The organism is Stenotrophomonas maltophilia, assembly GCF_023518235.1.
In the GTDB taxonomy this organism is placed as follows: Bacteria; Pseudomonadota; Gammaproteobacteria; order Xanthomonadales; family Xanthomonadaceae; genus Stenotrophomonas.
In genome coordinates this window covers 3,495,481-3,518,668 of record NZ_CP090423.1, presented here as the reverse complement: position 1 = coordinate 3,518,668, position 23,188 = coordinate 3,495,481, and the positions used below count along the sequence as shown (strand labels likewise).

Sequence of the window (23,188 nt, the reverse complement as noted above, 5' to 3'; positions counted from 1 at the left end):
TCGTGCACGGACCTGGATGATGCGTCTCACCCCGCCCCTGCTGGTGCTCGCCGCCAGTCTACTCTCTGCCCCCGTGGCGATGGCGTTGAACGAGTACGGCATCGAAGGCATGGGCGTGGTCTCCACCCGCGCCGACGAGGGCCGCGCCACGATCAGCGCCGACGCCCAGCGCATCGTGTTCGCGCGCCGTGGCGAGGCGGGCTGGGGCCTGTGGGAGGCACGCGTGGTCGATGGCCGCTGGCAGCAGGCGCAGGCGCTGCCGGTGGGCGTGGCCGGCGAGGCCCGCGATCCCTACTTCAGCCGTGATGGCCACTGGCTGCTGTTCGCGGCCGGCCGCGAGGGCGCGCTGGCGCTGTACCGGGCCGCGGTCGCCGCCGATGGCCAGCTGGGCAGTGCGCAGCCACTGGCCGGCGACGCCGGGCGCCAGGCAGAGCGCGGGCCGGCCCTGAGCGCGGATGGCCAGCGGCTGCTGTTTGCACGCCAGCAGGGACGTGGCGCCGGCTGGGACCTGTTCGTGGCACCTCTGGACGCGCAGGGCGCACGGGGCCCGGCCCGCGCACTGGCCGCGTTGAACAGCGCCGAGGACGAGACCGACGGCGACTGGCTGGGCAACGACGGCGCGGTGGTGTTCAGCCGTGGCAGCGGCGCGAACGCGCAGGTGTGGAGCAGCAGTTGTGCGTGGAGCGGCGCGGCGCTGCAACCGTTGGGGCTGTCGTTCAACCAGGCCGGCGGCTGGACCGGCGCGCCGGTGATCGACAACGCCAAGCCGGGCGAAATGATGGTGGCCAGCAGTGCGGCCAAGGCACCGCGTGCCGGCGGCGTGGACGTGTACCGGTTGGCGGTGCCGAAGGTGGTGGCGGTGCCGGGGTGCGTGCCGGGCGCACGCTGACGGCGCTACCGGTAGATCCACGCCATGCGTGGATGATCGTTCGCTAGGTGCCAACCCAGGTTGGCGGCTACCAGAACGCGGGGATCAGCGCGACAACACCTTGGCGCGCTGCTGCTCGTACTCGACCTCGCTCAGCTGGCCGTTGTCCTTGCGCTGGTTCAGCGCGGCCAGTTCGGCCTGCACGCTCTCCGGCAGAGCCTGCTCACGGGCCACGTGGCGGGCGGCCGAGAGCTGCTCCGGCGGGCGCTTGCCGGCCCGCCAGGCGGCGATGAAGACACCGACGATGATGGCGCCGAACACCAGCGTACCGATGCCCCAGATCAGCCATTGCATCCATCCCAGTTCGGGTCCCATCGCCTATTCCTCCGTCTATCGAGGCGCTATTGTCAGCGCTCGCGCAGCCATCGCGCCACCTGCGGCGCGAAATAGGTCAGCACGCCATCGGCGCCGGCGCGCTTGAAGCCCAGCAGCGACTCCAGCACGCAGGCCCGCTCGTCCAGCCAGCCATTGGCGAAAGCCGCCTTCATCATCGCGTACTCGCCACTGACCTGGTAGGCGAAGGTCGGCACGCCGAAGGTCTCCTTCACCCGGCGCACCAGGTCCAGGTAGGGCATGCCCGGCTTGACCATCACCATGTCGGCGCCTTCTTCCAGGTCCAGCGCGATCTCGCGCAGCGCCTCGTCGCCGTTGGCCGGGTCCATCTGGTAGGTCTTCTTGTCGGCCTTGCCGAGACTGGCCGCGCTGCCCACCGCATCGCGGAACGGGCCATAGAACGCCGAGGCGTACTTGGCCGAGTAGGCCATGATGCGCACGTTGAGGTGGTGCTCGGCATCCAGCGCGCGGCGGATCGCACCGATGCGGCCGTCCATCATGTCCGACGGCGAGACGATGTCCGCGCCGGCTTCGGCATGCGACACCGACTGCTTGACCAGCGCCTCGACGGTGATGTCGTTCAGCACGTAGCCCTTGTCGTCGATGATGCCGTCCTGGCCATGGGTGGTGTACGGATCCAGCGCCACGTCGGTCATCACCCCCAGTTCCGGGAAGCGCGACTTCAGCGCGCGGATCGCGCGCTGGGCCAGGCCGTCTTCGGACCAGGCGGCCGAAGCGTCCAGCGACTTCAGCGACGGGTCGATCACCGGGAACAGATCGATCACCGGAATGCCCAGCTCCAGCGCCTCTTCGGCCACCTTCAGCAGCTCTTCGATCGACAGCCGGTCCACGCCCGGCATCGACGGCACTGCGGTGCGGCCGGCCTGTTCGTGCACGAACACCGGGTAGATCAGGTCGTCGGTGGTCAGCGTGTTCTCACGCATCAGGCGGCGCGAGAACTCGTCGTGGCGCATGCGGCGCGGGCGGTACAGCGGATGGGACATGGCAGGCTCCGAGGAGTGGCTATTGCAACAGGTAGCCCTGCGGCAGCAGGGGTTCGGGCAAGGGGCGTTCGCCGAGCGCGTCGAGCTGGTCGATTTCGATGGTGCGCACCAGCGCATCCAGCGGCAGGTCGTTCGGCTCCAGGCCGAACGGGTCCTCCATTTCTTCGCCCAGCTGGTCCAGGCCGAAGAAGGCATAGGCCAGCACCGCCGACAACACCGGCGTACCCCAGCCCAGCGAGCTGGCCAGGCCGAAGGGCAGCAGCACGCAGAACATCCACGCGCAGCGGTGCAGCAGCAGGGTGTAGGCGAACGGCAGCGGCGTGGTCAGGATGCGCTCGCAGCCAGCCTGGATCGACGACATCGCGTGCAGGCGCTGTTCCAGCTGGGTGTAAAGGATCGGGTCCAGTTCGCCGCTGCGCAGCGGCTGGGCCAGTTCGGCGGCGATCATCGCCAGCAGTGCGTCAGGGACGTTTTCGCGCTGGCCCAGCTGCTCGCGCTGCGGCTTGTCCAGCCAAGGCACGGCCGCCAGCGCCACCACCCGCCCGCGCAGGCGCGCCGCCAGGGCATGGGCGAAGGCCGTGGTGAGGTAGGCGATGCGGCGGCGGCGGCCTGCATCGTCAGGCAGCAGCAGGTGCAACTGGCGGGCCAGCGAGCGCGATTCGTAGACCAGTTGGCCCCACAGCTTGCGGCCTTCCCACCAGCGGTCGTAGCAGGCGCTGTTGCGGAAGCTGAGGAAGATCGACAGGACCAGGCCGAGCAGGGTGAACGGGGTCACCGAGAAGCGCTCGATGCCGGTCGGCGGCGCCAACTCCACCACCGCCGCCACGGCAATGGACAGGATCAGGATGGCCAGCACCTTCGGCGCGATCGCCGGAACGATCGAGCCGCGCAGGATGTACAGCAGTTGCCAGCCGTGGGGACGGGGTCGGATGATCATCGGGCAGCCGCGCCGGGCGCGGATTCACAGGCACGCGGGGGGCTCGCGCAGTCATTCATTGTACGCCCCTGCCCGGCCACCGGCCGTGCGCCTGCGACGCCCGGTCGCACCCGCCGGCGGGTTCAGATCACGCCGCCGCCCAAGCCCAGGCGCAGGATGCCAACCACCACCACGATGCCGTTCAGCACCAGCCCGGCCCAGGCCCGGCCACGCTTGCTGGGGTGGGTGAATAGGATGCCCAGCGCGGCGATCACCGCGCCAACGGCGGCAAACGGGATCAGGAACCAGTTGCCCCAGCCCAGCAGCGGAATCAGTGCCAGGATCATCCACAGCAGCGCCAGCACACCCCACAACAGACTGATCACACCCATGCCGCCCTCCTGCAGTTGGTTCCTGGCCCCACCATAATCGTTCCCGGGGCCGCCGCCTACTGTCGTTGGCAGGGCTGTCACCGGCACCGTGCTAGCGTCTGGGCTGCCTGCCCACGGGCGGGTGTTGGCGCCGATTCAGAGTGGCCCGCCGATGATCGCAACCAGTCCTACAGGGGTCGTGCCATGAACATCCGTTGGGCCGCGGTGGCGGCCATCCTGCTGGTCAGCGCCGGCTGCGCCAGTACTTCCAAGGTGATGCTGGGCCGCGCCCGGGCACCGATCGATCCGGCGCTGGTGCAGATCTATTCGACGCCACCGGCCGGCTCCCAGGAGATTGCCCAGCTGGAGTCGGCCTCGGCGGTCGGCTTCGGCACGCAGGGCCAGACCGATGCCGCGGTGGCACGCCTGAAGCGTGAAGCGGCGGCACTGGGCGCCAATGGCGTGGTGCTGATGGGCGTAGGCAGCAGCGGCTCGCCAGTCGGCATGTCGGTGGGTGCCGGCACCTTCGGTTCGCATGTCGGCGGTGGCGTCGGCATCGGCATTCCGACCACGCAGAAGCGTGCGGCCGGCGTGGCGATCTGGGTGCCGAACCCGGAACCGCCGGCACGGCTGCCGACCCAGGTGATCACCCCGCAACCGCAACGCTGATGCGATTCGGTAGTGCCGGCCGCTGGCCGGCAACCTCGGGAATTCCTGCGCAAAGGGAATGCCGGCCAGCGGCCGGCCCTACCCCTGCAACAACCGACGCATCGCTCTGGTAGGTGCCAACCTTGGTTGGCACGAACCCACAGCGTCGACCAAGGTCGGCATCTACCAACACCGGTTTCCGGCCAGCAGCCGGCACTACCCGGTGATGCTCAGCGCTTGTACTTCGGCACGAACACCTTGTTGACCGCGTCGGCCAGCTGGTCCGGCGGCAGCAGGCCCTGGTCGAGCAGGAAGTTGTTGAACGCCAGGCGGTCGAACTTCGCGCCCAGTGCCAGCTCGGTCTGCATGCGCAGTTCCAGGATGCGGGTGTAGCCGTAGAAGTAGCTGCCGGCCTGGCCCGGCATGCGCACCATGTAGCGGTCCAGTTCCTGGGTGGCCATCGCCTTGGACAAACCCACCTGCTCCATCAGCACGCGCTCGCCATTGGCGCGGTCGGTCAGGCCGAGGTTGAGCATCGGGTCAAGCATTGCGCGCGCTGCACGCAGCAGGCGGAACTGCAGGGCGATCATCTGCCCGTCCAGCGGCTCGTAGGGCACCATCTCGGCTTCGGCATACAGCGCCCAGCCTTCTACGTTCACCGAATTGAACGCGAACATGGTGCGCGCCAGCGACACCCCACGCTCGACCATCGCGGTGAACTGCAGCTCGTGGCCGGGGCGGCCTTCATGCGCACTCAGGGTCCAGGCGGCCGAACCGAAGTTGAAGTCGTCGTACTGTGCGCCCGGGCCGGCGGCCGGGTTGCCCAGCGGCAGCACGAAGGTGCCCTGCTGCCCGGTGTTGTTGACCAGCGGCGCCGGCAGGAAGTGCGGGGCCGGGCTGGCCGCGCTCTCGGCCGCCGAACCCAGGCGCATCTGCATGGCGCGCTTGGGGACATCGACGATGGCGTGCTCGCGGATCAGCGGATCGATCGCATCGATCACCTTGCGGTAGTGGCCTTCCAGCTGGTCGTCGGCGATCTTGTCGGCCTTCAGCGCGCGGATCACTGCCACCGGGTCGCTCGGGTCGGCCACCTTCAGGCCCTTGTCCTTCACCACCAGCGGCGCCAGCTGCTGCATCGCCGAGCGGGTTTCCATGAACTCCAGCTGCGCGCGCTGCATCAGCAGCTTCGGGTCGATGTCGATGCCTACCTGCTTGAGCTGGTAGGCGTACAGCGGCGCCGGCAAGCGTGCATCGGTGCGCGCCTTGGGCAGCACGTCCTTGCGCGTCCACGCCGCGTAGTCCTTCATCTGCCCGGCCAGCGTCTTCATCGCTTCATCGGCACCGGCGATCTGGTACTTCTTCAGCAGCGACTCGATGCCGCTGATGTAGGTCTCGACGTTGTCCAGCGACTGCTGCACTTCGATCTTCGTCGGCTGCAGCAGGCTGCTCTCCTTCAGCCGCTCCTCGTAGCGCTGGCGTGCCAGCGTGGTGAAGGCGGTGCCGCCCGGCTGCAGGCCGGCATAGGCCTTGAGACGATCGATCGCCTTGGCCCGGCGCTCGGCTGGCACCTGGTCGGACAGCAGCAGGTTGAGGCCGCTGAACACCGTCTGCGGTGCGTCGGTCCACGGCAGCAGGTACTTCTCGTTGAGCTCGCTGCCTTCGATGTTCTGGTTGGCGGCATGGATCATGATCTCCAGGTCCTGGCGGACGTTGGGATCCTTCTCGGTGGCCAGCTTCGCCTTCAGTTCGTCGCGCGCCTTGGCCATCGCCGCGCGGTAGCGCTTGTCGTTGTCGGGACCGAGATCGGCCACCTTGTCGTCATAGCCAGGCACACCGAAGAAGCCGGTTTCCTCTGGCTGGAACGGGCCCTGGGCATCAAGCAGGATCTGCGCCAGTGCATTGCTGCGGGCCACCCAGGCCGGGCTGGCCGGCGTGGCGGCCTTGGCGGTGGGTGCGGCCAGCGCCGGCGGGGCGGACAGCAGCGGGGCGGCGGTCAGGGCCAGGGCAACGGCCAGCGCGATCGGCTTCATGGTGCACTCCAGAACAGGGTTGCCCGCACCCTACGCGCTCAGGGCGACGGCGACAACCGGCCGGACGTCACGGGCGGCGGATATGAGACGTCGGGGCTCTGGGATGGCGGATCGGGATAGAAATCGGCAACGATGCCCTTCGTTTCGCGCAGGACTCTTGCGTTGTCATGAAGATCGGTCGATCCCGCTGGCATCCCCTCATGCTGGTTCATCGAGGATGACCATAGATTCACCCGCGGGCAGACCTGACCAGTGCACTCCAGGGCCATGACAGTTCGCCAGCCAGGCGCAGCCCCCTCGGTGAAACGATAGCCATGACCGTACGCGAATCTGGGCGGATCAAGTGTCGCATTTTCGGGATTATGATCTGCCCCCGGCAGATGGCCGACCTCATGCGCAAGAGTGTGTTGATCCAGGCATCTGCGCTCAATCGCGACAAGAGCTGTTTCCCGGGTGGCCAGTACCTGCTGGGCAAGTCCACATGCGGAAGCGCCCGTGCCAGTATCGATGATCATCACCATGATGTCGGCACGCTCGCCCTCCCGGGCCGCATGCAACAACCATAGTGGCCCCTGCTTGCCTTCGGCCATGTCATCCAAGGTCTGATCAAGCGTGGATTCGCTGTATCCAGGGACCGCGTATGCCACCGTCCGCAACTCCAGTTCAATGCCACTTGCAGCGAATCCGGAATTAGCCTGCATTACCGCAACCCGGAACTGCTCAATTGCAGGATCCAGCCCGCTCGCCAGTGCGCCTGTCGCAAATCCGTACGCGACCCGGATGACATCCTGACCTTCCCCACTCCGACCAGAGGCAAGTCCAAGGGGAACACCGGGAGCCGGTCGATCGGGTCGTCGGTCCTTTACATCGTCGCGCTCGTCGCGCAGGGCATGGCGCACGTCACGCTTTATCAGTCGATCACCGTCGAGGGTGTAGTGCCAGACGCCGAGGCTGAATCTTGCATGTGTTCCCGAAGCGTCCGACCAGATTCTCACGCGTTGCTCCCCTGACTTTCCTTCCGTGCTCCGGAGCGCGACTTTCACCGTGCCCACCCACTGCATACTTGAGAGCGAGCGCACCTCGCGTTGGACGCCTCCGTCGCCCACTGGCCGGTAGCTCACACTCTGCGTAGTCTCGAACAAGGGTTGGGAAGGATCGCGAACAAGGTTGAGAACCGTATCGTGGAGATCGACGGTGATCTCATCTGCGGCCAGGGCCGCCTCGTTCACGCGGACCCGACGTACCCATACCACGTCGTCCCCCTGCCTCCGCAACGTCTGTTCGGCTTCGACAAGTGAGGCGTATGAGAGCGTCTCCACGAGGGGTTCAACGGCCATCGCGGGCGTGACCAACGCCAGCGCAAGCACAATCGGGACGACCACACTCCTGATTGCATACATTTGCATTGCAGGCTCCTTCCAGAATCAAATGAAATGCTGCCGCCGAACCAAGGCTGCAACGCATCAAACATTGGAATGAACTTGCGTCGGCGTTTCGAGACGTCTCCCGCACTATCAATCAGCTCCATGAAGGCAATGAAGATTGATTGCACAGCCAATGACGAAGTGGCGAACCTGCGCCACGCCACGACGTGATTGAACAGGCTCGCACGAGACACACTGAGCCAAGCCGGAGCCCGATAGGAGAGCGTGATTGCAACTGCGCCAGATTGCGACAAACTTTGATTCCGCAGTACTTCGAACAGCTACATCGCCATGCCAGGTTTGCACCCACCGCGATCACGGCATTCCTGCAGCGCGCATTCGTCCGCCGCTTCATCGTCATCCAGCGCGCTCAGGTCGAAAGTCTGCTTGTTCTCGCCCAGCACGTACATCACCGGGTAATCCCATACGTCATCGCGGCGGCTGCCCTGCACGAACAACCGGCCGTGCGCGCGGGAGCCCTCCAGGGCCACGGTCAGGCCGACGTCGCGCTGGCCGTCGATCGCGGTCTGCATGCTGCCCAGCGGCATCGATCCGGTACGCAGGGGTTCGCCGAACGCTTCCACCAGTTCGACACTGCAGCCGGCGCGCCGCAGCGCCTCGCGCATCGGCGGGCTCTCGCGTGCCGCCTCGCTCCAGCGCAGCACGCTCCAGGCCACGATGCCGCCGGCCACGCCCAACACCATCACGACGGTCAGGGGCATCGCCCAGCGCCAGTGCCGGCTCCACCATCCGGCGGGTCGGGTGCAGTGACTGGGAATGGGCGGTGGCAGGGTCATTGGCGGGCTCCTTCCCGGCTGTGGATCAGGGTTTCAGGCAACGCCCCAGGAAGGCTTCGGCCACGCGGTAACGATGCAGGGCATCGGCGCCGGACAGGCCATGCTTGGCACCCGGGTAGGTCATCAGCTCGAACGGCTGGCCGCGCTTCTGCAGCGCGCTCATCAGGCTGGTCGAGTTGGTGAACAGCACGTTGTCATCGGCCATGCCGTGGATCAGCAGCAGCGGCGAGCGCAGGCCGTCGATGTGGGTCAGCACGCGCGCCTCGCGGTAACCGGCTTCATTGCGCGCCGGCAGATCCATGTAGCGTTCGGTGTAGTGGCTGTCGTACAGGCCCCAGTCGGTGACCGGGGCGCCGGCCACGCCGCAGGCGTAGCTGTCGGAGGCCTTGGCCAGCAGCATCAGGGTCATGTAACCGCCGTTGGACCAGCCCTGCACGCCGATGCGCGCCGGGTCTACCCACGGCTGCTGCTTCAGCCAGGCCACGCCGCGCAGCTGGTCGGTCACTTCCACCGTGCCCTGCCTGCCGTACAGCGCGCCACCGAAGTCGCGGCCACGGCGCGGGGTGCCACGGTTGTCCAGCGAGAACACCACGTAGCCCTGCTGGGCCAGGTACTGGTTGAACAGGTGATCGCCGCGGCCGGGCCAGCTGTCGGTGACGGTCTGGCTGGCCGGACCGCCATACACGTACACCGCCACCGGGTAGCGCTTGGACGGATCGAAACCGGCCGGCTTGATCAGGCTGTAATTGAGCGGGGTCTTGCCGTCGGCTGCGGTGAGCGTGCCGAACTCGACCGGGCGCTGTGCATCGCGGTAGCGCGCATACGGATGCTTGGGATCGGCCAGGTCGTTCTCGACCAGGGTGGCGATCTTCTCGCCGTTGGCGCGGAACAGTTCGATCTGCGGCGGCGTGCTGCTGTTGGACCAGCTGTCGACATAGACGCTGGCGTTGCGCGCGAAGCTGGCGCTGTGCATGCCCGGCGCCTTCGACAGGCGCTGCGGCTGGCCGCCCTGCAGCGACACCGCGTAGATCTGGCTTTCGCGCGAGCTGTCGATGCCGGCGCGGAAGTAGGCCTTGCCGGCCTTCTCATCGACCGCCAGCAGTTCGTCCACCGGCCAGTTGCCCTGGGTCAGCGCGATGGTCTTGCCTGCGCTGTCGATGCGGTACAGATGCTGGAAACCGGTGCGCTCGGACGACCACAGCACGCTGCCGTCCTGCAGGAAACGCAGGCTGTTGTGCAGCGGCACCCAGGTCGGGCTGGTCTCGTGGGCGAGCACGCGCTGGCGGTTGGAATCGAGCGCCACTTCCACCAGGTCCAGCTGCTTCTGGTCACGCGACTGGCGCTGGAAGCTCAGGTGCCGGGCATCGCGCCAGTCGACGCGGGCCAGGTAGATGTCCTGTTCCTTGCCCAGGTCGACCCAGCGCGGCTGCGCGTCGGCGGCCGGTGCGATCACGCCCAGCTGCACGCGCACGTTGGCATCGCCGGCGGCCGGATAGCGCTGTTCGATCACATCGGTGCGGTCGGCATAGACCTCGTAGCGTTTCTGCACCGGCACCGGCGCTTCGTCGATGCGGGCAAAGGCAATGGCCGAATCATCCGGCGCCCACCAGTAACCGGTGTGGCGGTCCATTTCCTCGTCGGCGACGAACTCGGCCACGCCGTTGCCGATGGTGCTGCTGCCGTCGCCGGTCAGCTGCAGCTGCTTGCCGCTGGCCAGATCAATCACCCACAGGTTGCGGCCGCGGATGAAGCTGACGAAGCCGCCCTTCGGCGACAGCTTGGCGTCGGTGGCAAAGCCTTCGCCGTGGGTCAGCTGGCGCACGGCCGCGGCACCCTGCTGCTTGAGGTCGTACAGGTACAGCTCGCCACCCAGCGGGAACAGCAGGCGCTGCGCGTCCGGCGACCACTGGTAATCGACGATGCCGGTCATCGCGGCGATGCGCTGGCGCTCGCGGCGGGCCTTCTCTTCGTCGCTGAGGGTCTCGGTGCCCGGCAGCACGACCTTGGAATCGACCAGCAGGCGGGTCTGGCCGCTGCCGATGTCGTAGCTCCACAGGTCCAGCTGGTTGCGGTCGCTGTCCTTGCCGCGCAGGAAGCTGACCTGCGAACCGTCTGGTGCCACCTTGGGCTTCATCAGGGTCGGGCCGGACAGCGGCAGCGGGCCGGTGATGGCTTCCAGGGTCAGCTTTTCAGCGTGGGCAGCGGTTGTGGTGGCGAGCATGAGGGCAAGCGAAGCGAACAGGTGGCGCATGGAGGATCCCGGCAAACGGCAGGTCCGCCCCCGCGTCGGGCGCGGAGCGGTCATCCCCCATCCTAACCAAGCCTGTGCGGGAAGGCAGCATGACCTTCTGCCCATGGCCCGGTGCTGGAGTCAGAGCCCTTTGCGCTGCAAAGGGATCCGACCCCGGGGCGGTCAACGCTGGCCGAACAGGTGCTTGCGTTCTTCGTCGCTGAGCGGCTTGCCGGCGTTGGGGTTCACCTGCTGGCGCAGGGCGTAGGCCCGCTGGGTGGCCGGGCGCGCGGCAATCGCCTCGTGCCAGCGCTTGAGGTTGGGGAAGGCGGCGAAATCGACCGGAATCCTGTCGTAGGCGCCGATCCACGGGTAGCTGGCCATGTCAGCGATGGTGTATTCCTCGCCGGCCAGGAACGCATGCTGGGCCAGGCGCTTGTCCATCACCCCGTGCAGGCGGCGTACTTCGTTGTCGTAGCGCTCGATCGCGTACGGGATCTTCTCCGGTGCGTACACGTGGAAGTGGCCCATCTGGCCACTCATCGGGCCCAGCCCGGCCATCTGCCAGAACAGCCATTCCAGGGTGGTGACGCGGCCACGCGCGTCGCTGGGCAGGAAGCGGCCGGTCTTCTCGGCCAGGTACAGCAGGATCGCGCCGGATTCGAACACGCTCTGCGGTGCGCCGCCATCGGACGGAGCGTGGTCGACGATCGCCGGCATCTTGTTGTTGGGCGAGATGGCCAGGAATTCAGGCTTGAACTGCTCGCCCGAGCCGATGTTGACCGGGTGGATGCGGTACTCCAGGCCGGCTTCCTCCAGCAGCAGGGTCACTTTGTGGCCGTTCGGGGTGGGCCAGTAATACAGGTCGATCATGGCAGCGGCTCGGGGTACGGAAGGGAACCTGAAGTCTAGTGCGTGAGTTGGGTTGGCACCGTCATGGCGGGCCAGTAACCTCGCCACTCCCCCGCAACGCAGCATCCCCCGCATGAGTGCAAACCGTCCGCCGCTCTCCCCCCTGTCGACCCTGATCTTCGCCTCGCGCTGGCTGCAGCTGCCGCTGTACCTGGGCCTGATCGTGGCGCAATGCGTCTATGTCTACCTGTTCGGCAAGGAACTGTGGCACCTGATCTCGCACTCGCCGTCGATGGGCGAGCAACAGATCATGCTGATCGTGCTGGGCCTGATCGACGTGGTGATGATCTCCAACCTGCTGGTGATGGTGATCGTCGGTGGCTACGAGACCTTCGTCTCGCGCCTGCGTCTGGAAGGCCACCCGGACCAGCCGGAATGGCTGAGCCACGTCAACGCCAGCGTGCTGAAGGTGAAGCTGGCGATGGCGATCATCGGCATCTCCTCGATCCACCTGCTGAAGACCTTCATCGCCAGTGGCGGGCTGGGTGCCATGCCGTTCTGCACGCCGGACCGCATGGCGCTGGCCGCCGAGAACATCGCCGCGGCGCAGTGCACCAACCTGACCCCGGACGGTGTGCTGTGGCAGACCATCATCCACTGCGTGTTCATCCTGTCGGCGATCGGCATCGCCTGGACCGACAAGCTGATGTCCAACAGCCACAGCAAGCCGCACGACCACTGACCTCGTTGCCGGCAGCGGCATGACGCCGCTGCCCCATCCCGGCCATCGCCCCTTGTACGCGGCGGTGGCCGGGATGCTAGATTGCACCCTCGCCGTTGCCGGCGGTGGCGTCGGGAAACGTCACCCTGCCGCGCCCGGACCGCAGGTCCCGGCCATGCGTATCAATGATTTACGTCACGTCGTCTTCTAGAGGGGAGCAGGATGTCGCACGTCTCAACGATCACCGCCGCGCGCCGGTGGCTGCCGGTTGCCCTGGCACTGGCGCTGGCCGCCTGCTCGGGCAAGGAAGAAACACCCGCACCGGCACCGGGCGCCGCCCCGGCGGCCACGGCACCGGCCGCCCCGGCGGTCGCGGCCAAGGTGCAGTCGATGGGTACCGAACAGCTGCGTGAATCGGCCAGCCAGGCCCTGCGCGAGAACCGCATGTATGCCCCGGCCGGCGACAACGCCATCGAGTACTACCTCGCCCTGCGCGACAAGACGCCGGACGATGCGTCGGTGAAGAGCGCACTGACCGATCTGCTGCCCTACACCCTGATCGCCGCCGAACAGCACCTGGGCCGCGAGGATTTCACCGAAGCGCAGCGGCTGGTGGCACTGATCGAGAAAGTGGATGCGTCCGCGCCGGCACTGCCGCGGCTGAAGGATGGCCTGGCCAAGGGCGTGCAGAACGCCGCCAAGCGCACCGAGGCCGAAGCCGAGAAGGCGAAGAAGGACGCCGAGGACCGCAGCAAGCAGCAGACCGAGCAGCAGCGCCTGGCCGAGCAGCGTGCCAAGGAAGCCGACGCCGCCAAGCAGATCGCCGCGCAGCAGGATGCCACGCGCCGCGACAACGAGCGCCAGGAGGCCGAGCGCCAGGCCGCCGCCCGTCGCGAGGCCGAGCAGAAGCAGCAGCAGGCCGCTGCCCAGCAGGCCAGTGCGGCACGCCAGGCCGCCGCACCGGCCGCCGCTGCCGCACCCAACCTGCGCCCGGTCAGCACACCGGCGCCGCGCTATCCGGCCGAGGCGCTGCGTGCGGGTACTTCCGGCGAGGTGCTGGTGGAAATCACGGTCGGCACGGACGGTTCGGTGATCAACGCCCGCGTGCTGCGTGCAACCCCGTCGCGCGTGTTTGATCGCGAGGCGCTGAACGCGGTGAAGCGCTGGCGCTTCGAGCCGGTCGGCGCGCCGGTCACCACCCGCCGCACGCTGGTATTCGCACCGGGCGGCTGACCACAGAAAAGGGGACGGAGGCGATCAAGTCGCTTCCGCCCCGCCCTGACGCCAAGGCCCGGCATGCCCGGGCCTTGTGCGTTTCAGGCCGCCGCGTCGATCAGCCGCTGCAGCGCAGGGTCGCGCGCGGCCAGGATCTGGAACAGGCCCAGCGCGTGCAGGCCGGGCAGCAGTGCACGCAGGTCGGCCTCGGCAGTGGCGCGGGTGGCAGCGGAACTGGCCGGATCCTGCCAGTGGCGGACGCTGGCCAGGAAGGCACCGACGCTGCCTTTGCGCACGGTGAGGCCGTTCACCTGCACCTCGTTCTGATGGTCGGGGAGGATATCCTGTGGCCGCATGAGGGTGCTCCTGTGAGATTGGGCGCCCAGTGTGGCGCTCGCGCGCGGGCGTTTCTGCCGTATAACTGCCAACCAATATGGCAGATCAGACACCAGCGCGCTTGATCGACCCCGCTTTGGCGAACACCGAAGGCGGCCCCAGCGTGCTCGCTTCCCAGCTGCGCGTGCCCGGACGACGCCGCACCGCGCGCCACCAGCATGTGCGCGGCCAGTTGCTGGGCGCCCACCGCGGCCTGCTGCGGATCGAGGCCGGCGACCTGCACTGGCTGCTGCCGGCGGGGCACGTCGCCTGGATTCCGCCCTCGCTGCCCCACGCACTGGTGGGCGCGGACGGGTTCGATGGCTGGAGCCTGTACTTCAGCGCTGCGGCCTGCATGGAACTGCCCACGACACCGCGCATTTTCCAGCCCAGCACGCTGTTGCAGGCCGCGACGATGCGGGCGCTGCAATGGCAGCAACGGGCACTGGACGCGGCGCAGGAACGCCTGGCCGGCGTGATCGCCGATGAGATCACTGCCAGCACACCGCTACCGCTTGCCCTGCCGCAACCGCGCGACCGACGCCTGCGGCGGATCGCCGCCGCACTGGCGCGCGCCCCGCACGACAACCGCAGCATCGAGGACTGGTCCGCCAGCGGCGGGCTGTCCAGCCGCAGCCTTGCCCGCCATTGGCTGGCCGAGACCGGTATGACGCTGAGCCAGTGGCGGCAGCGACTTCGCGTGCTGCTGGCGTTGCCACACCTGCTGATGGGTGAGTCGGTGATCCGTGTTGCGCTGTCGCTGGGCTACGACACGCCCAGCGCCTTCATCGCCGTGTTCAAGCGTGAGATGGGGGTAACGCCGGCGCGGTATGGAAAAGGGGACGGAGGGGATTAAGTCGCTTCTGCCCGGCCCCACAGCCTCGCACGGCAACCTCTGATGGCCTTGCCTGCGATGGTCACGGCACGCTGGGACTCCCTTGCAAACGCGGATTCCCATGCCCAGACAAGCGCGCCTGATGTTGGCCGGCTACGCCTATCACGTGACCCAGCGCGGAGTGAACAGAGGTGCAATCTTCGTCGACGATATCGACCGGCAGCTGTTCCTGCACCTGCTGCGCAGTGCATTCGACAAGTACCACGTAGCGCTGCATGCATATGTACTGATGGGCAACCACATCCATCTTCTGGCCACGCCAACGACGCCGCTGGGGCTGGCCAACGCCATGCGCGTGCAGGGCAACAACTACGTGCAGGCCTTCAACCAGCGGCATGGACGCAGCGGCCCGCTCTGGCAGGGCCGCTTTCATTCCTCGATGATCGATACCGATGCCTATCTTCTCAGTGTGTACCGCTACATCGAACGCAACCCGGTCCGGGCCGGCATGGTCACCGCTGCGGAAGATCATCCGTGGTCCAGCGCTCAGGGCCATCTGAACCAGCGCGATGATCCTCTGCTGACGCCGCACCCCGCCTTCCTGGCGATTTCGCCCGACACCGAACGCAGAGCCGCACTGTATGCGCAGTTCCTGCGTGATACGGGCGCGTCTGCCGACGTGCCTGCCATCCGTGCCCATAGCAGCAGGCAACGACCGTTGGGGGACGCAGCCTTCCTGCAGAGGGTGGAAGAGACCCTTGGGCGATCCGTGGTGATGCGGGCCAGGGGACGTCCTCGAAAAACGGGGACGGAAGAGGCAAATACGACTTAATCCCCTCCGTCCCCTTTTTCGCGCTTAGCCGGAGATCGCCAGGCGCTCGTTGTGGTAGCGGCGCACGGCCGCGAACCACAGCAGCGCGGCCAGGCCCAGGCTGGCGCCGAGATAGATCGCCCACACCGAGGGGGTGATCATCTCGTGGCGGATCACCTTCAGCAGCATCTGGTTCTGCGACAGGAACGGCACTGCGTACTGCCACAGCTCGCTCTTCAGCGGATACGCCACCAGCGCGTAGCCCGGCAGCATCGGCAGCAGCATCAACCAGGTCATGTGGCTCTGCGCTTCCTTCATGCTCTTGGCGGCGGCCGAGAGGAAGGTCAGCAGCGAGGTACCGATCAGCAGCATCGGCAGCATCACCAGCAGCATCTGCAGCATCGAGCCGATGTTCATGTTGAACTGGCGGCCGACATTGCCCGGTGCGATCTGCGCGCTCACCTTGAATGCCACCAGGGTCAACAGCAGCGAAATGAAGCCAACCACGCAGGCCGCCGCGATCTTGCCGCTGACGATCGCGCTGCGCGAGCCGGGCGTGGCCAGCAAGGGCTCCAGTGACTGCCGCTCACGCTCACCGGCAGTGGCATCCATCACCAGATAGGCGCCGCCGATGAACGAGGTCAGGGTCAGCAGCACCGGCAGCAGCATCGACAGGATCATGCCGCGCTTGGCTTCGGCACTGGCCATATCCTGGCGTGCCACATCCAGTGGGCGTGCCACCTGCGCGTCGATGCCACGCGACATCAGCCGCAGCGCGCCCACCTGGCCGTTGTAGGTGGCCAGGGCAGCTTCCAGACGCGCACTGGGGACTTCAGCGGCGCGACGGGTGCTGTCCTTGATCACCTCCACCAGTGCCGGCTTGCCATCGGCCCAGTTGCTGCCGAAGTCATCGCTGATGCGCAACGCGACGTCGATGTCCTGGCTGCGGATCGCCTCTGCCAGTTCCTTCGGTGCCGGGGTGGCATTGAGGCCCTGCGCAGCAAGGAAGCGCACCAGGTTGGGCGCGTTCTCCGCACCGATGGTGGGAATCTGCAACGGTTGTTCGATCTGCGTGCGCACCCGGCTTTCGGCCAGCTTGCCCATGCCCAGCAGCAGTACCGGGTACAGCAGCGGCCCGAACAGCAGGGTCAACAGCAACGTGCGGCGATCGCGCGACAGATCGCGCAGTTCCTTGCGCATCACCGTCATCAGGGTCGACATCATGCTCATGCGTGCAGGCCCTCTTCGCTGCCGATCAGTGTCACGAATGCATCTTCCAGATTGGGCTCGCCGGCCTGCGCGCGCAGTTCATCGGCACTGCCGGCGGCCATCACCGTGCCCTTGGCGATGATCACGATGTGGTCGCACAGCGCCCCGACCTCCTGCATGATGTGGCTGGACAGGATCACGCAGCGGCCTTCCTCGCGCAGCCCCAGCAGGAAACGGCGCAGTGCGCGGGTGGTCATCACGTCCAGGCCGTTGGTCGGTTCATCCAGGATGACATTGCGCGGATCATGCACCAGCGCGCGCGCGATCGCGGTCTTGGTGCGCTGGCCCTGCGAGAAGCCATCGGTCTGCCGGTCGAGGATGTCGCCCATGTCCAGTGCATGGGACAGCACCTCGATGCGTTCGCGGATCATCTGCGCGGACAGGCCGTGCAGTTCGCCGAAGTAGGCGATGTTCTCGCGTGCGGTCAAGCGCTTGTAGACGCCACGCGCATCGGGCAGCACGCCGAGGTGGCGGCGCACTTCCACCGGGTCGCGCGCAGCGTCGATGCCATCGACGGTGATGCTGCCCTGGTCGGGGGTCATCAGCGTGTAGAGCATGCGCATGGTGGTGGTCTTGCCGGCGCCGTTGGGGCCAAGCAGGCCGGTGATGCGGCCATCCTCGGCGCGGAAGCCGACGTTGGACACCGCCTGGATGCGCCCGCTGCGGGTGTCGAAGGCCTTGTGCAGGTTGTCGGCGACGATCATGGTTCCCATCCGTTGAACGAGGTGAACGCCGGCACGTAGCTCAGCGTGTCCAGGCAGCTGGCGTCGAGCGCCTTGGCATCGGTCTTGTCGATGAACTGGCCGAGCAGGCGCGGCATGCAGCCGGCAGCCAGGGTGCCGTGGCCCTGACCGCGGGCCACCAGCGCGCGGCCGTTGGGCAGGCCCTTGAGGACCTGTTCGGCGTAGCGCGGCGGGGTGACCGGATCCAGCTCACCGGACAACAGCAGCGCCGGTACCTCACTGCGCAAGGGATCGGCATTGGCCGGCGCAGCAGGCTGGTGCGGCCATACCGGGCAGGCGGCGAAGAACGCACTGGCCACTTCATTGCCGAACAGGCGGTCTGGGTTCGCAGGCGGTGCGCGATAGCGCGGTGCATCCTCGCTGCAGATCACCGACCACTGCATGCCGCGGTTGATCTGGAAATCCATGCTGCGGTTGGCACCGCGCGCCAGCGATGCCAGCGGTGCATAGCGACCCTGTGCGGCTTCATCCAGCACCAGCGGCAGCAGCGAGGAGAACTGCGGCACGTAGGAGAAGGCGAACGCCAAGCCCACCACGCTGTCCGGGCTCAGCACGTCCTGGCGTGGCGCGTTGGTGCCCGGGTCGCGATAGTCGACGGTTACCGGTGCACGGCGCAGGGTTGCAACCACGCTGCGCAGCTGGGCAGCGGTATCGACCGGGAAACGCTTGCTGCACGCCGCATTCTTGCGGCACTGCGCTGCCTGTAGCGTGATCGCGTCTTCGAAAGTGTTGGCGAAATCTCCGCCGACCACCAGCTCATTGGGCACCACGCCGTCGATGACGATGCTGCGGGTGTGCTGCGGGTAGGCGCCGGCATAGCGCTGGGCCACCCGGGTACCGTAGGAGCCGCCGACCAGGTTGAGCTGGTCCACGCCCAATGCCTGGCGTACCGCGTCCAGGTCGGCGATCGCCTCGCTGGTGGTGTAGAAGCGCGCGTCGGCGCGTCCCTTCAGCGATGCGGCGCAGCGCTGGGCGTAGTCGCGCAGCAGGGCCTCGCTGGGAGCGGCCTCCTCGTCGATGGGCAGCGGCTTGCCGTCCGCGCCCAGGCAGGTCAGGGGATTGGAGCCGCCGGTACCGCGCTGGTCGATCAGGAAGATGTCGCGCTGCTTGCGGACCTGGCGCAGCGCGGTGTCGACGATGACCGCCACTTCGCTGGCGGCCTGGCCGGGGCCGCCGGCAAGGAAGAACACCGGATCGGCTTGGCTGGCGCCATTGTCGCCCGACTCCAGCCAGGCGATGCGCAGGTCGATGCGGCGACCGTCAGGCCGGGCGCGGTCTTCGGGCACCTGCAACGTGGTGCATTGGGCCGCGACGTTGGCGCTGGCGCCTTCGCTGGACAGCGTGCAGGGCTGGAATGCCAGCGTGCCGTAGCGGCGGCTGGGTGCATCGGCACCGCCCTCGGCATTGCCCGAGGGTGATGGACTGCAGCCGGCCAGCATCAGGCTGGCCAGCATGGTGGCCAGTGCGAGGTGGTGTCTTTGCATCGTGCTCGTTTCCCCTGGAGGACGTTCCTGCCGACCACGACGGGCTGCCGCGGAAGATGTGACCCAACTTACACGGGCACGGCGTCGGCGGCGATGGGCAAAGACGAAACCGTCTCCGGGGCTGCACAGACCAGGCGGTCGCGTCCCTCGGCCTTGGCACGGTAGAGGGCGACGTCGGCAGCCGCCAGCAACAGCCCCAGTTCGCCCTGCCCGGCGTCCACGGCCAGGCCGACGCTGGCGGTGACGGCCACCGGCCCCTGGGCCAGGGACGCCGGCCACTGCTGCAGGCGCACACGGATCATCGCGGCCAGTTCCACCGCTTCGCGCTGCGAGCTGCCTGCCAGCACCAGCACGAACTCCTCGCCACCGTAGCGCCCCAGCAGGTGGTCGCGTCCGCGCAGGCACTGCTGCAGCACATGCGCAAAGTGGCGCAGCACCTCGTCGCCGGTCGGATGGCCCCAGCGGTCGTTGATCGTCTTGAAGTGGTCCACGTCGATCAGCAGCAGCGCCAACGATCGTCGCTGGCGGCGCAACTGCTGCAACCGGGCCTGGCCATCGGCCAGCACCGCACTGCGGTTGAGCAGGCCGGTCAGTCCATCGGTACGCGCGGCGTGGCGCAGATCGACCAGCATGCGTTCAACCAGCAGCAGCACCATGGCAAAACAGCGCGCCAGCTCCAGCATCACGCCGGCCAGATAGGTGGCGAACATCGGTGATCCGGTGCGCATGATGTCCTCGCCGGCGTCAGGCGCAACCGGCAGCCACAGTCGAACCGCATACAGCGCGGCCTCGGCCAGGAACACCGCCGCGGCCAGCCGGCAACTGGTGCGCTGCTGCGGCGGCGCGTAGCGCAGCAGCAGCACGGCAATCCAGCCGTTGACCAGCACCGCGAACACACTGAACACCTGCAGGCGGATGCCCAGGTCGGGCCACTTCACCAGGAACGCGAAGATGCAGGCCATGAACGTGGCCGCCAGCAGCAGCGGCGGCCACAGCGGCAACGGTCGCTCCAGATGCAGGGCCACGCCCCGCAGCATCATCAGGCCGCAGGCCGCCATTGCCGCGTTGCCGGCCAGCACCGCAGGCACCAGCGGCAGATACGGGCGCAATGCCAGCAGGGTCACCCCCAGCGTCATCAGCCACAGGCTGATCGTCCATTGGCGCAGCACCGGTTGCCCTCGCAGCACCAGCAGCAGCAGCGAAAACCCCATCGCAATGCCGATGCAGAGCAGGAAGCCAAGCACGGTGATGGTAGGGAAATGCAGGGACATTCGCCGCTCGTCGGCAGGGGCGCCGCGCGCATCTTAGCGCCTTGCAGCCACCGGCTGAGGCTTCGGCCCCGGGCCGTGGAATGCAAGGTCGGAAAACGGCGAGCACCGTGCGCACACCGCAGCGCAGAATGCGGCGCACACAAGGAGACCGGCATGCACATGTGGTACCTCGGTGGCATCGACCACCGCCCGTTCCTGCACCTGTTCGAGAAGAGCGACACGGCGTTGGCCGCACTGGGCATCCAGCGCCGCTGGGCCGGCGCGCACGGCGGCCACCCCTGCCGGGTGGGACTGAGCGATCCGCCGCCGGGCAGCGAGCTGCTCCTGCTCTCGCATGTCCATCTGCCGCTGCACTCGCCCTATCACGCGTCCGGCCCGATCTTCGTACAGCGCGGGGCGACCCGATGCGTGCTGCCGCCTGGCGAAGTACCGCCCTATGTGCAGCGCCGGATGATCTCGCTGCGTGCCTACGATCACGCCGCGCTGATGCGGGAGGCGCAGATCGCCGCAGGCAGCGAGGTCGGTGCGCAGCTGGATCGGCTGTTTGCCGATCCGGCGGTGGCCTTCGTCCAGCTGCACAACGCGGCCCACGGATGTTTCTCGTGCCAGGCCGATCGGGTCGCTGTGGCATCCGCGCCGCGTGACCCTCATGACGTGATCGATGGCACGCCGGTCACGTGATCACCCGCGCATCCGTTCAGCCCCACGTGAAGCCCGCGGGAAGGGCTTCACATGCGCAGTCACGGATCGGCATCTTCGCGGTTCCGCCGCTCGCATCGCGACTCGATACTCGCGGAGGTGCCGCCGAAAGTCCGCCGTGCAGCGCAGCTCCTGCGGTCACCGTTCCCTTTCGACGACCACAAGGATGCGCCATGTCATTCCGATCCAAACCGCTGCTGCTGGCCACCGCGTTCGCCGCCGCCGGCCTGGGCCTGGCCGGCACTGCGGCCGCCCACGGCACCATGACCACGCCGGTCAGCCGCGTCTACGCCTGCTTCCAGGGCAATCCCGAGAATCCGACCAATCCGGCCTGTGCCGCCGCCAAGGCGATCGGCGGCTCACAGGCGTTCTACGACTGGAACGGCATCAACCAGGCCAACGCCAACGGCAATCATCAGGCGGTGGTACCCGATGGCAAGCTGTGCAGCGGCAACAACCCGACCTTCCGCGGCCTGGACGTGGACCGCAGCGACTGGCAGACCACGCCGATCCAGCCCGATGCGAATGGCAGGTTCACCTTCGTGTTCAAGGCCACCGCGCCGCACGCGACCCGCGACTGGCGCTTCTTCGTCACCCGCGAGGGCTGGCAGCCGGGCAGCCCGCTGCGCTGGGCCGACCTGCAGGAATTCTGCACGCTGGGCAACACGCCGCTCTCGGCCGATGGCACCTACAAGCTGCAGTGCACGCTGCCGCAGCGCACCGGCCAGCACGTGATCTACAACACCTGGCAGCGCTCGGATTCGACCGAAGCGTTCTACACCTGCATGGACGTGCGCTTCCAGGGCGGCGGTGGTACGACACCGGCGCCGCAATGGCAGGATGCCGGCCCGGTGACCGCACGCGGCGAGCTGCCGGTCGGCACCACCCTGGCCCTGCGCGTGTTCAACGCCAACGGCAATGACGTCGAACGCGTGGAGGCCACGCTGGCCAGTGGCCAGACCGCGGCCGCGCAGTGGCCGCTGGTGCTGGCGCGCAAGGTCAATGCCAGCGCGCAGCATGCACGGGTGGGCGTGCTTGCCAATGGCGTGATCACGCCGTCGGCCTCGGCCACCGCCAACCGCGTGTACCTGAAGGACGGCAACCGCTTCCAGCTCGACACCAAGGTGCCGGACCCGGGCACGCCGTCGCCCGGCGGTGACTACGACAGCGTGTATCCGGTCGGCATCGGCAGCTACATCCCCGGCCAGACCGTGGTGAAGGGCAGCGACGGCAAGCTGTATGCCTGCCGGCCGCGTCCGGAGGGCGCGTGGTGCAACGTCAATGCCGACGCGTACCGACCGGGCGTGGGCTCGGCCTGGCGTGATGCCTGGATCGCGTACTGAGGCAGGTTCCGGGGGCGGCGTGAGGCCGCCTCCGGTTCATCGGGTTGCCGGCCAGCGGCCGGCACTACCCTGCTCCTTGCGGTTGCCGGCCAGCGGCCGGCACTACCCGGATCTATTTGCTGCTGACGTACTTCTCGCGGCGGATCTGCGGGTTGCCCAGGCCGGCAGCCTTCAGCAGCTCGGCGCAGGCATCGACCATGTCCGGGTTGCCGCACAGGTAGGCGATGTCGGTGGCCGGGTCCGGGGTGAAGCCGGCCAGTGCCTGCTGCACGTAGCCGTGCTGCACGTCCGGATGCGGATCGGCCGGCAGTTCGCGCGACAGGCACGGAACATAACGGAAGTTCGGATGCTTTTCGGCGAATCTGTGGAAATCTTCGCTGTACAGCAGCTCGCCCGGGCTGCGTGCGCCCTGCAGCAGCACGATCTGCACGCCGCGCTCGGCCATGGCCGTTTCCAGCAGCGGCAGCATCGAGCGGTACGGGGTGACGCCGGTGCCGGTGGCGATCAGCAGGTAGCGGGCGTTGTGGTCGCCGGGGTTCAGGCAGAACCGGCCATACGGGCCGGACGCGCTGACCTGGCCGCCGTGCTCCAGCGCTTCGAACAAGGCCGTGGCGGCGCCGCCGGGCACGAAGCTGACCGCGATATCCACCGCCTCGCCCGGGCCCAGCGCATGGTCGTGGATGGTTGCCAGCGAGTAGCTGCGCTTGGTTTCGGTGCCGTCGGCGTAGCTGAAATGGACCTGGATGAACTGGCCCGGCTGGAAATCCAGCGGCTGTCCGTCGTCACGCACGAACTGGTAGTGGCCGACGGTCGGGGCCAGCATGCGGCGGCCGACCAGCTTGAGGGGGAATTGAACAGGCACGACTTTTCGGGACAGTGTGTAGCCGGG

At 67.6% G+C, this 23,188-nt stretch carries 23 protein-coding genes; 8 read left to right on the top strand and 15 right to left on the bottom strand.

Going from position 1 to position 23,188, the window contains the following annotated elements:
* The first annotated feature begins 16 nt into the window (after positions 1 to 16).
* Entirely contained in the window at positions 17 to 889 is an 873-nt protein-coding gene (locus tag LZ605_RS16435; protein WP_249842524.1) for a TolB family protein, read from the top strand.
* Between the two features lie 84 nt (positions 890 to 973).
* Here the strand turns inward: LZ605_RS16435 and LZ605_RS16430 are convergent, their stop codons facing one another.
* The 4 genes from LZ605_RS16430 to LZ605_RS16415 all read right to left on the bottom strand — a co-directional run bounded on the left by LZ605_RS16430 (position 974) and on the right by LZ605_RS16415 (position 3,573).
* Positions 974 to 1,243, bottom strand: coding sequence for a hypothetical protein (locus tag LZ605_RS16430; protein ID WP_010482214.1), 270 nt, complete (start codon positions 1,241 to 1,243; stop codon positions 974 to 976).
* Between the two features lie 32 nt (positions 1,244 to 1,275).
* Positions 1,276 to 2,265, bottom strand: a complete 990-nt coding sequence (hemB, locus tag LZ605_RS16425; protein ID WP_249842523.1) for a porphobilinogen synthase — start codon at positions 2,263 to 2,265, stop codon at positions 1,276 to 1,278.
* 19 nt (positions 2,266 to 2,284) lie between these two features.
* The gene (locus LZ605_RS16420; protein ID WP_249842522.1) at positions 2,285 to 3,202 is read right to left on the bottom strand and encodes a bestrophin family protein; all 918 of its coding nucleotides are present in this window, start codon (positions 3,200 to 3,202) and stop codon (positions 2,285 to 2,287) included.
* A gap of 122 nt (positions 3,203 to 3,324) precedes the next feature.
* Positions 3,325 to 3,573 (bottom strand): hypothetical protein, encoded by a 249-nt coding sequence (locus tag LZ605_RS16415; RefSeq protein WP_006475755.1) that lies wholly within the window; start codon positions 3,571 to 3,573, stop codon positions 3,325 to 3,327.
* 183 nt (positions 3,574 to 3,756) lie between these two features.
* On the opposite strand from LZ605_RS16415, the gene LZ605_RS16410 reads away from it, so the two are divergent.
* Positions 3,757 to 4,221: a hypothetical protein gene (locus LZ605_RS16410; RefSeq protein WP_249842521.1), complete on the top strand. Its 465-nt coding sequence runs from the start codon at positions 3,757 to 3,759 to the stop codon at positions 4,219 to 4,221.
* Between the two features lie 209 nt (positions 4,222 to 4,430).
* Here LZ605_RS16410 and LZ605_RS16405 read toward each other — a convergent pair whose 3' ends face one another.
* From LZ605_RS16405 to LZ605_RS16385, 5 genes are all read right to left on the bottom strand, one after another.
* Positions 4,431 to 6,230 (bottom strand): DUF885 domain-containing protein, encoded by a 1,800-nt coding sequence (locus LZ605_RS16405; protein WP_249842520.1) that lies wholly within the window; start codon positions 6,228 to 6,230, stop codon positions 4,431 to 4,433.
* Positions 6,231 to 6,268: 38 nt separating this feature from the next.
* Positions 6,269 to 7,636: a zinc-dependent metalloprotease gene (locus LZ605_RS16400; RefSeq protein WP_249842519.1), complete on the bottom strand. Its 1,368-nt coding sequence runs from the start codon at positions 7,634 to 7,636 to the stop codon at positions 6,269 to 6,271.
* 299 nt (positions 7,637 to 7,935) lie between these two features.
* On the bottom strand, positions 7,936 to 8,451 hold the full coding sequence (locus LZ605_RS16395) for a cytochrome c oxidase assembly factor Coa1 family protein (RefSeq protein WP_306803730.1): 516 nt from the start codon (positions 8,449 to 8,451) through the stop codon (positions 7,936 to 7,938).
* A 25-nt stretch (positions 8,452 to 8,476) separates the two neighbouring features.
* Positions 8,477 to 10,702 (bottom strand): S9 family peptidase, encoded by a 2,226-nt coding sequence (locus LZ605_RS16390; protein ID WP_249842517.1) that lies wholly within the window; start codon positions 10,700 to 10,702, stop codon positions 8,477 to 8,479.
* A gap of 162 nt (positions 10,703 to 10,864) precedes the next feature.
* Entirely contained in the window at positions 10,865 to 11,554 is a 690-nt protein-coding gene (locus LZ605_RS16385; protein WP_249842516.1) for a glutathione binding-like protein, read from the bottom strand.
* A 112-nt stretch (positions 11,555 to 11,666) separates the two neighbouring features.
* Between LZ605_RS16385 and LZ605_RS16380 the strand changes: the two genes are divergently transcribed.
* A complete protein-coding gene (locus LZ605_RS16380; protein ID WP_249842515.1) occupies positions 11,667 to 12,275 on the top strand; it encodes a TIGR00645 family protein in 609 nt (202 codons plus the stop codon).
* 201 nt (positions 12,276 to 12,476) lie between these two features.
* Positions 12,477 to 13,487 (top strand): energy transducer TonB, encoded by a 1,011-nt coding sequence (locus tag LZ605_RS16375; protein WP_249842514.1) that lies wholly within the window; start codon positions 12,477 to 12,479, stop codon positions 13,485 to 13,487.
* A gap of 83 nt (positions 13,488 to 13,570) precedes the next feature.
* On the opposite strand, the gene LZ605_RS16370 is transcribed toward LZ605_RS16375, so the two are convergent.
* On the bottom strand, positions 13,571 to 13,825 hold the full coding sequence (locus tag LZ605_RS16370) for a hypothetical protein (RefSeq protein ID WP_249842513.1): 255 nt from the start codon (positions 13,823 to 13,825) through the stop codon (positions 13,571 to 13,573).
* A 77-nt stretch (positions 13,826 to 13,902) separates the two neighbouring features.
* On the opposite strand from LZ605_RS16370, the gene LZ605_RS16365 reads away from it, so the two are divergent.
* Together LZ605_RS16365 and LZ605_RS16360 are read left to right on the top strand one after the other, a co-directional pair.
* On the top strand, positions 13,903 to 14,700 hold the full coding sequence (locus tag LZ605_RS16365) for an AraC family transcriptional regulator (RefSeq protein ID WP_249842512.1): 798 nt from the start codon (positions 13,903 to 13,905) through the stop codon (positions 14,698 to 14,700).
* A 100-nt stretch (positions 14,701 to 14,800) separates the two neighbouring features.
* Complete coding sequence (locus LZ605_RS16360) at positions 14,801 to 15,511, top strand: REP-associated tyrosine transposase (protein WP_249842511.1); 711 nt, start codon at positions 14,801 to 14,803, stop codon at positions 15,509 to 15,511.
* A 24-nt stretch (positions 15,512 to 15,535) separates the two neighbouring features.
* Here the strand turns inward: LZ605_RS16360 and LZ605_RS16355 are convergent, their stop codons facing one another.
* From LZ605_RS16355 to LZ605_RS16340, 4 genes are all read right to left on the bottom strand, one after another.
* The gene (locus LZ605_RS16355) at positions 15,536 to 16,720 is read right to left on the bottom strand and encodes an ABC transporter permease (protein WP_249842510.1); all 1,185 of its coding nucleotides are present in this window, start codon (positions 16,718 to 16,720) and stop codon (positions 15,536 to 15,538) included.
* Positions 16,717 to 17,463: an ATP-binding cassette domain-containing protein gene (locus LZ605_RS16350; RefSeq protein ID WP_249842509.1), complete on the bottom strand. Its 747-nt coding sequence runs from the start codon at positions 17,461 to 17,463 to the stop codon at positions 16,717 to 16,719. The genes LZ605_RS16355 and LZ605_RS16350 overlap by 4 nt, the downstream gene beginning before the upstream one ends.
* Entirely contained in the window at positions 17,460 to 18,986 is a 1,527-nt protein-coding gene (locus LZ605_RS16345) for an alpha/beta hydrolase (protein ID WP_249842508.1), read from the bottom strand. Before LZ605_RS16345 ends, LZ605_RS16350 begins: the two co-directional genes overlap by 4 nt.
* Before the next feature lie 68 nt (positions 18,987 to 19,054).
* Entirely contained in the window at positions 19,055 to 20,257 is a 1,203-nt protein-coding gene (locus tag LZ605_RS16340) for a GGDEF domain-containing protein (RefSeq protein WP_249842507.1), read from the bottom strand.
* Between the two features lie 153 nt (positions 20,258 to 20,410).
* Here LZ605_RS16340 and LZ605_RS16335 point away from each other — a divergent pair, with 153 nt between their 5' ends.
* Together LZ605_RS16335 and LZ605_RS16330 are read left to right on the top strand one after the other, a co-directional pair.
* A complete protein-coding gene (locus tag LZ605_RS16335) occupies positions 20,411 to 20,938 on the top strand; it encodes a DUF1203 domain-containing protein (RefSeq protein ID WP_249842506.1) in 528 nt (175 codons plus the stop codon).
* Positions 20,939 to 21,129: 191 nt separating this feature from the next.
* The gene (locus LZ605_RS16330) at positions 21,130 to 22,299 is read left to right on the top strand and encodes a lytic polysaccharide monooxygenase (RefSeq protein ID WP_249842505.1); all 1,170 of its coding nucleotides are present in this window, start codon (positions 21,130 to 21,132) and stop codon (positions 22,297 to 22,299) included.
* A gap of 112 nt (positions 22,300 to 22,411) precedes the next feature.
* Here the strand turns inward: LZ605_RS16330 and LZ605_RS16325 are convergent, their stop codons facing one another.
* Positions 22,412 to 23,161 (bottom strand): ferredoxin--NADP reductase, encoded by a 750-nt coding sequence (locus LZ605_RS16325; RefSeq protein WP_249842504.1) that lies wholly within the window; start codon positions 23,159 to 23,161, stop codon positions 22,412 to 22,414.
* Positions 23,162 to 23,188: the final 27 nt, after the last annotated feature.

Bases quoted from the DNA above. Each gene is read 5' to 3' on its own strand.
- LZ605_RS16400 (WP_249842519.1), bottom strand. From the start codon at position 7,636: ATGCAAATGTATGCAATCAGGAGTGTGGTCGTCCCGATTGTGCTTGCG.
- LZ605_RS16360 (WP_249842511.1), top strand. From the start codon at position 14,801: ATGCCCAGACAAGCGCGCCTGATGTTGGCCGGCTACGCCTATCACGTG.
- LZ605_RS16435 (WP_249842524.1), top strand. From the start codon at position 17: ATGATGCGTCTCACCCCGCCCCTGCTGGTGCTCGCCGCCAGTCTACTC.
- LZ605_RS16355 (WP_249842510.1), bottom strand. From the start codon at position 16,720: ATGAGCATGATGTCGACCCTGATGACGGTGATGCGCAAGGAACTGCGC.
- LZ605_RS16330 (WP_249842505.1), top strand. From the start codon at position 21,130: ATGTCATTCCGATCCAAACCGCTGCTGCTGGCCACCGCGTTCGCCGCC.
- LZ605_RS16350 (WP_249842509.1), bottom strand. From the start codon at position 17,463: ATGATCGTCGCCGACAACCTGCACAAGGCCTTCGACACCCGCAGCGGG.
- LZ605_RS16430 (WP_010482214.1), bottom strand. From the start codon at position 1,243: ATGGGACCCGAACTGGGATGGATGCAATGGCTGATCTGGGGCATCGGT.
- LZ605_RS16395 (WP_306803730.1), bottom strand. From the start codon at position 8,451: ATGACCCTGCCACCGCCCATTCCCAGTCACTGCACCCGACCCGCCGGA.
- LZ605_RS16410 (WP_249842521.1), top strand. From the start codon at position 3,757: ATGAACATCCGTTGGGCCGCGGTGGCGGCCATCCTGCTGGTCAGCGCC.
- LZ605_RS16345 (WP_249842508.1), bottom strand. From the start codon at position 18,986: ATGCAAAGACACCACCTCGCACTGGCCACCATGCTGGCCAGCCTGATG.
- LZ605_RS16340 (WP_249842507.1), bottom strand. From the start codon at position 20,257: ATGTCCCTGCATTTCCCTACCATCACCGTGCTTGGCTTCCTGCTCTGC.
- LZ605_RS16405 (WP_249842520.1), bottom strand. From the start codon at position 6,230: ATGAAGCCGATCGCGCTGGCCGTTGCCCTGGCCCTGACCGCCGCCCCG.
- LZ605_RS16375 (WP_249842514.1), top strand. From the start codon at position 12,477: ATGTCGCACGTCTCAACGATCACCGCCGCGCGCCGGTGGCTGCCGGTT.
- LZ605_RS16365 (WP_249842512.1), top strand. From the start codon at position 13,903: ATGGCAGATCAGACACCAGCGCGCTTGATCGACCCCGCTTTGGCGAAC.
- LZ605_RS16370 (WP_249842513.1), bottom strand. From the start codon at position 13,825: ATGCGGCCACAGGATATCCTCCCCGACCATCAGAACGAGGTGCAGGTG.
- LZ605_RS16390 (WP_249842517.1), bottom strand. From the start codon at position 10,702: ATGCGCCACCTGTTCGCTTCGCTTGCCCTCATGCTCGCCACCACAACC.
- LZ605_RS16335 (WP_249842506.1), top strand. From the start codon at position 20,411: ATGCACATGTGGTACCTCGGTGGCATCGACCACCGCCCGTTCCTGCAC.
- LZ605_RS16415 (WP_006475755.1), bottom strand. From the start codon at position 3,573: ATGGGTGTGATCAGTCTGTTGTGGGGTGTGCTGGCGCTGCTGTGGATG.
- hemB (WP_249842523.1), bottom strand. From the start codon at position 2,265: ATGTCCCATCCGCTGTACCGCCCGCGCCGCATGCGCCACGACGAGTTC.
- LZ605_RS16420 (WP_249842522.1), bottom strand. From the start codon at position 3,202: ATGATCATCCGACCCCGTCCCCACGGCTGGCAACTGCTGTACATCCTG.
- LZ605_RS16380 (WP_249842515.1), top strand. From the start codon at position 11,667: ATGAGTGCAAACCGTCCGCCGCTCTCCCCCCTGTCGACCCTGATCTTC.
- LZ605_RS16385 (WP_249842516.1), bottom strand. From the start codon at position 11,554: ATGATCGACCTGTATTACTGGCCCACCCCGAACGGCCACAAAGTGACC.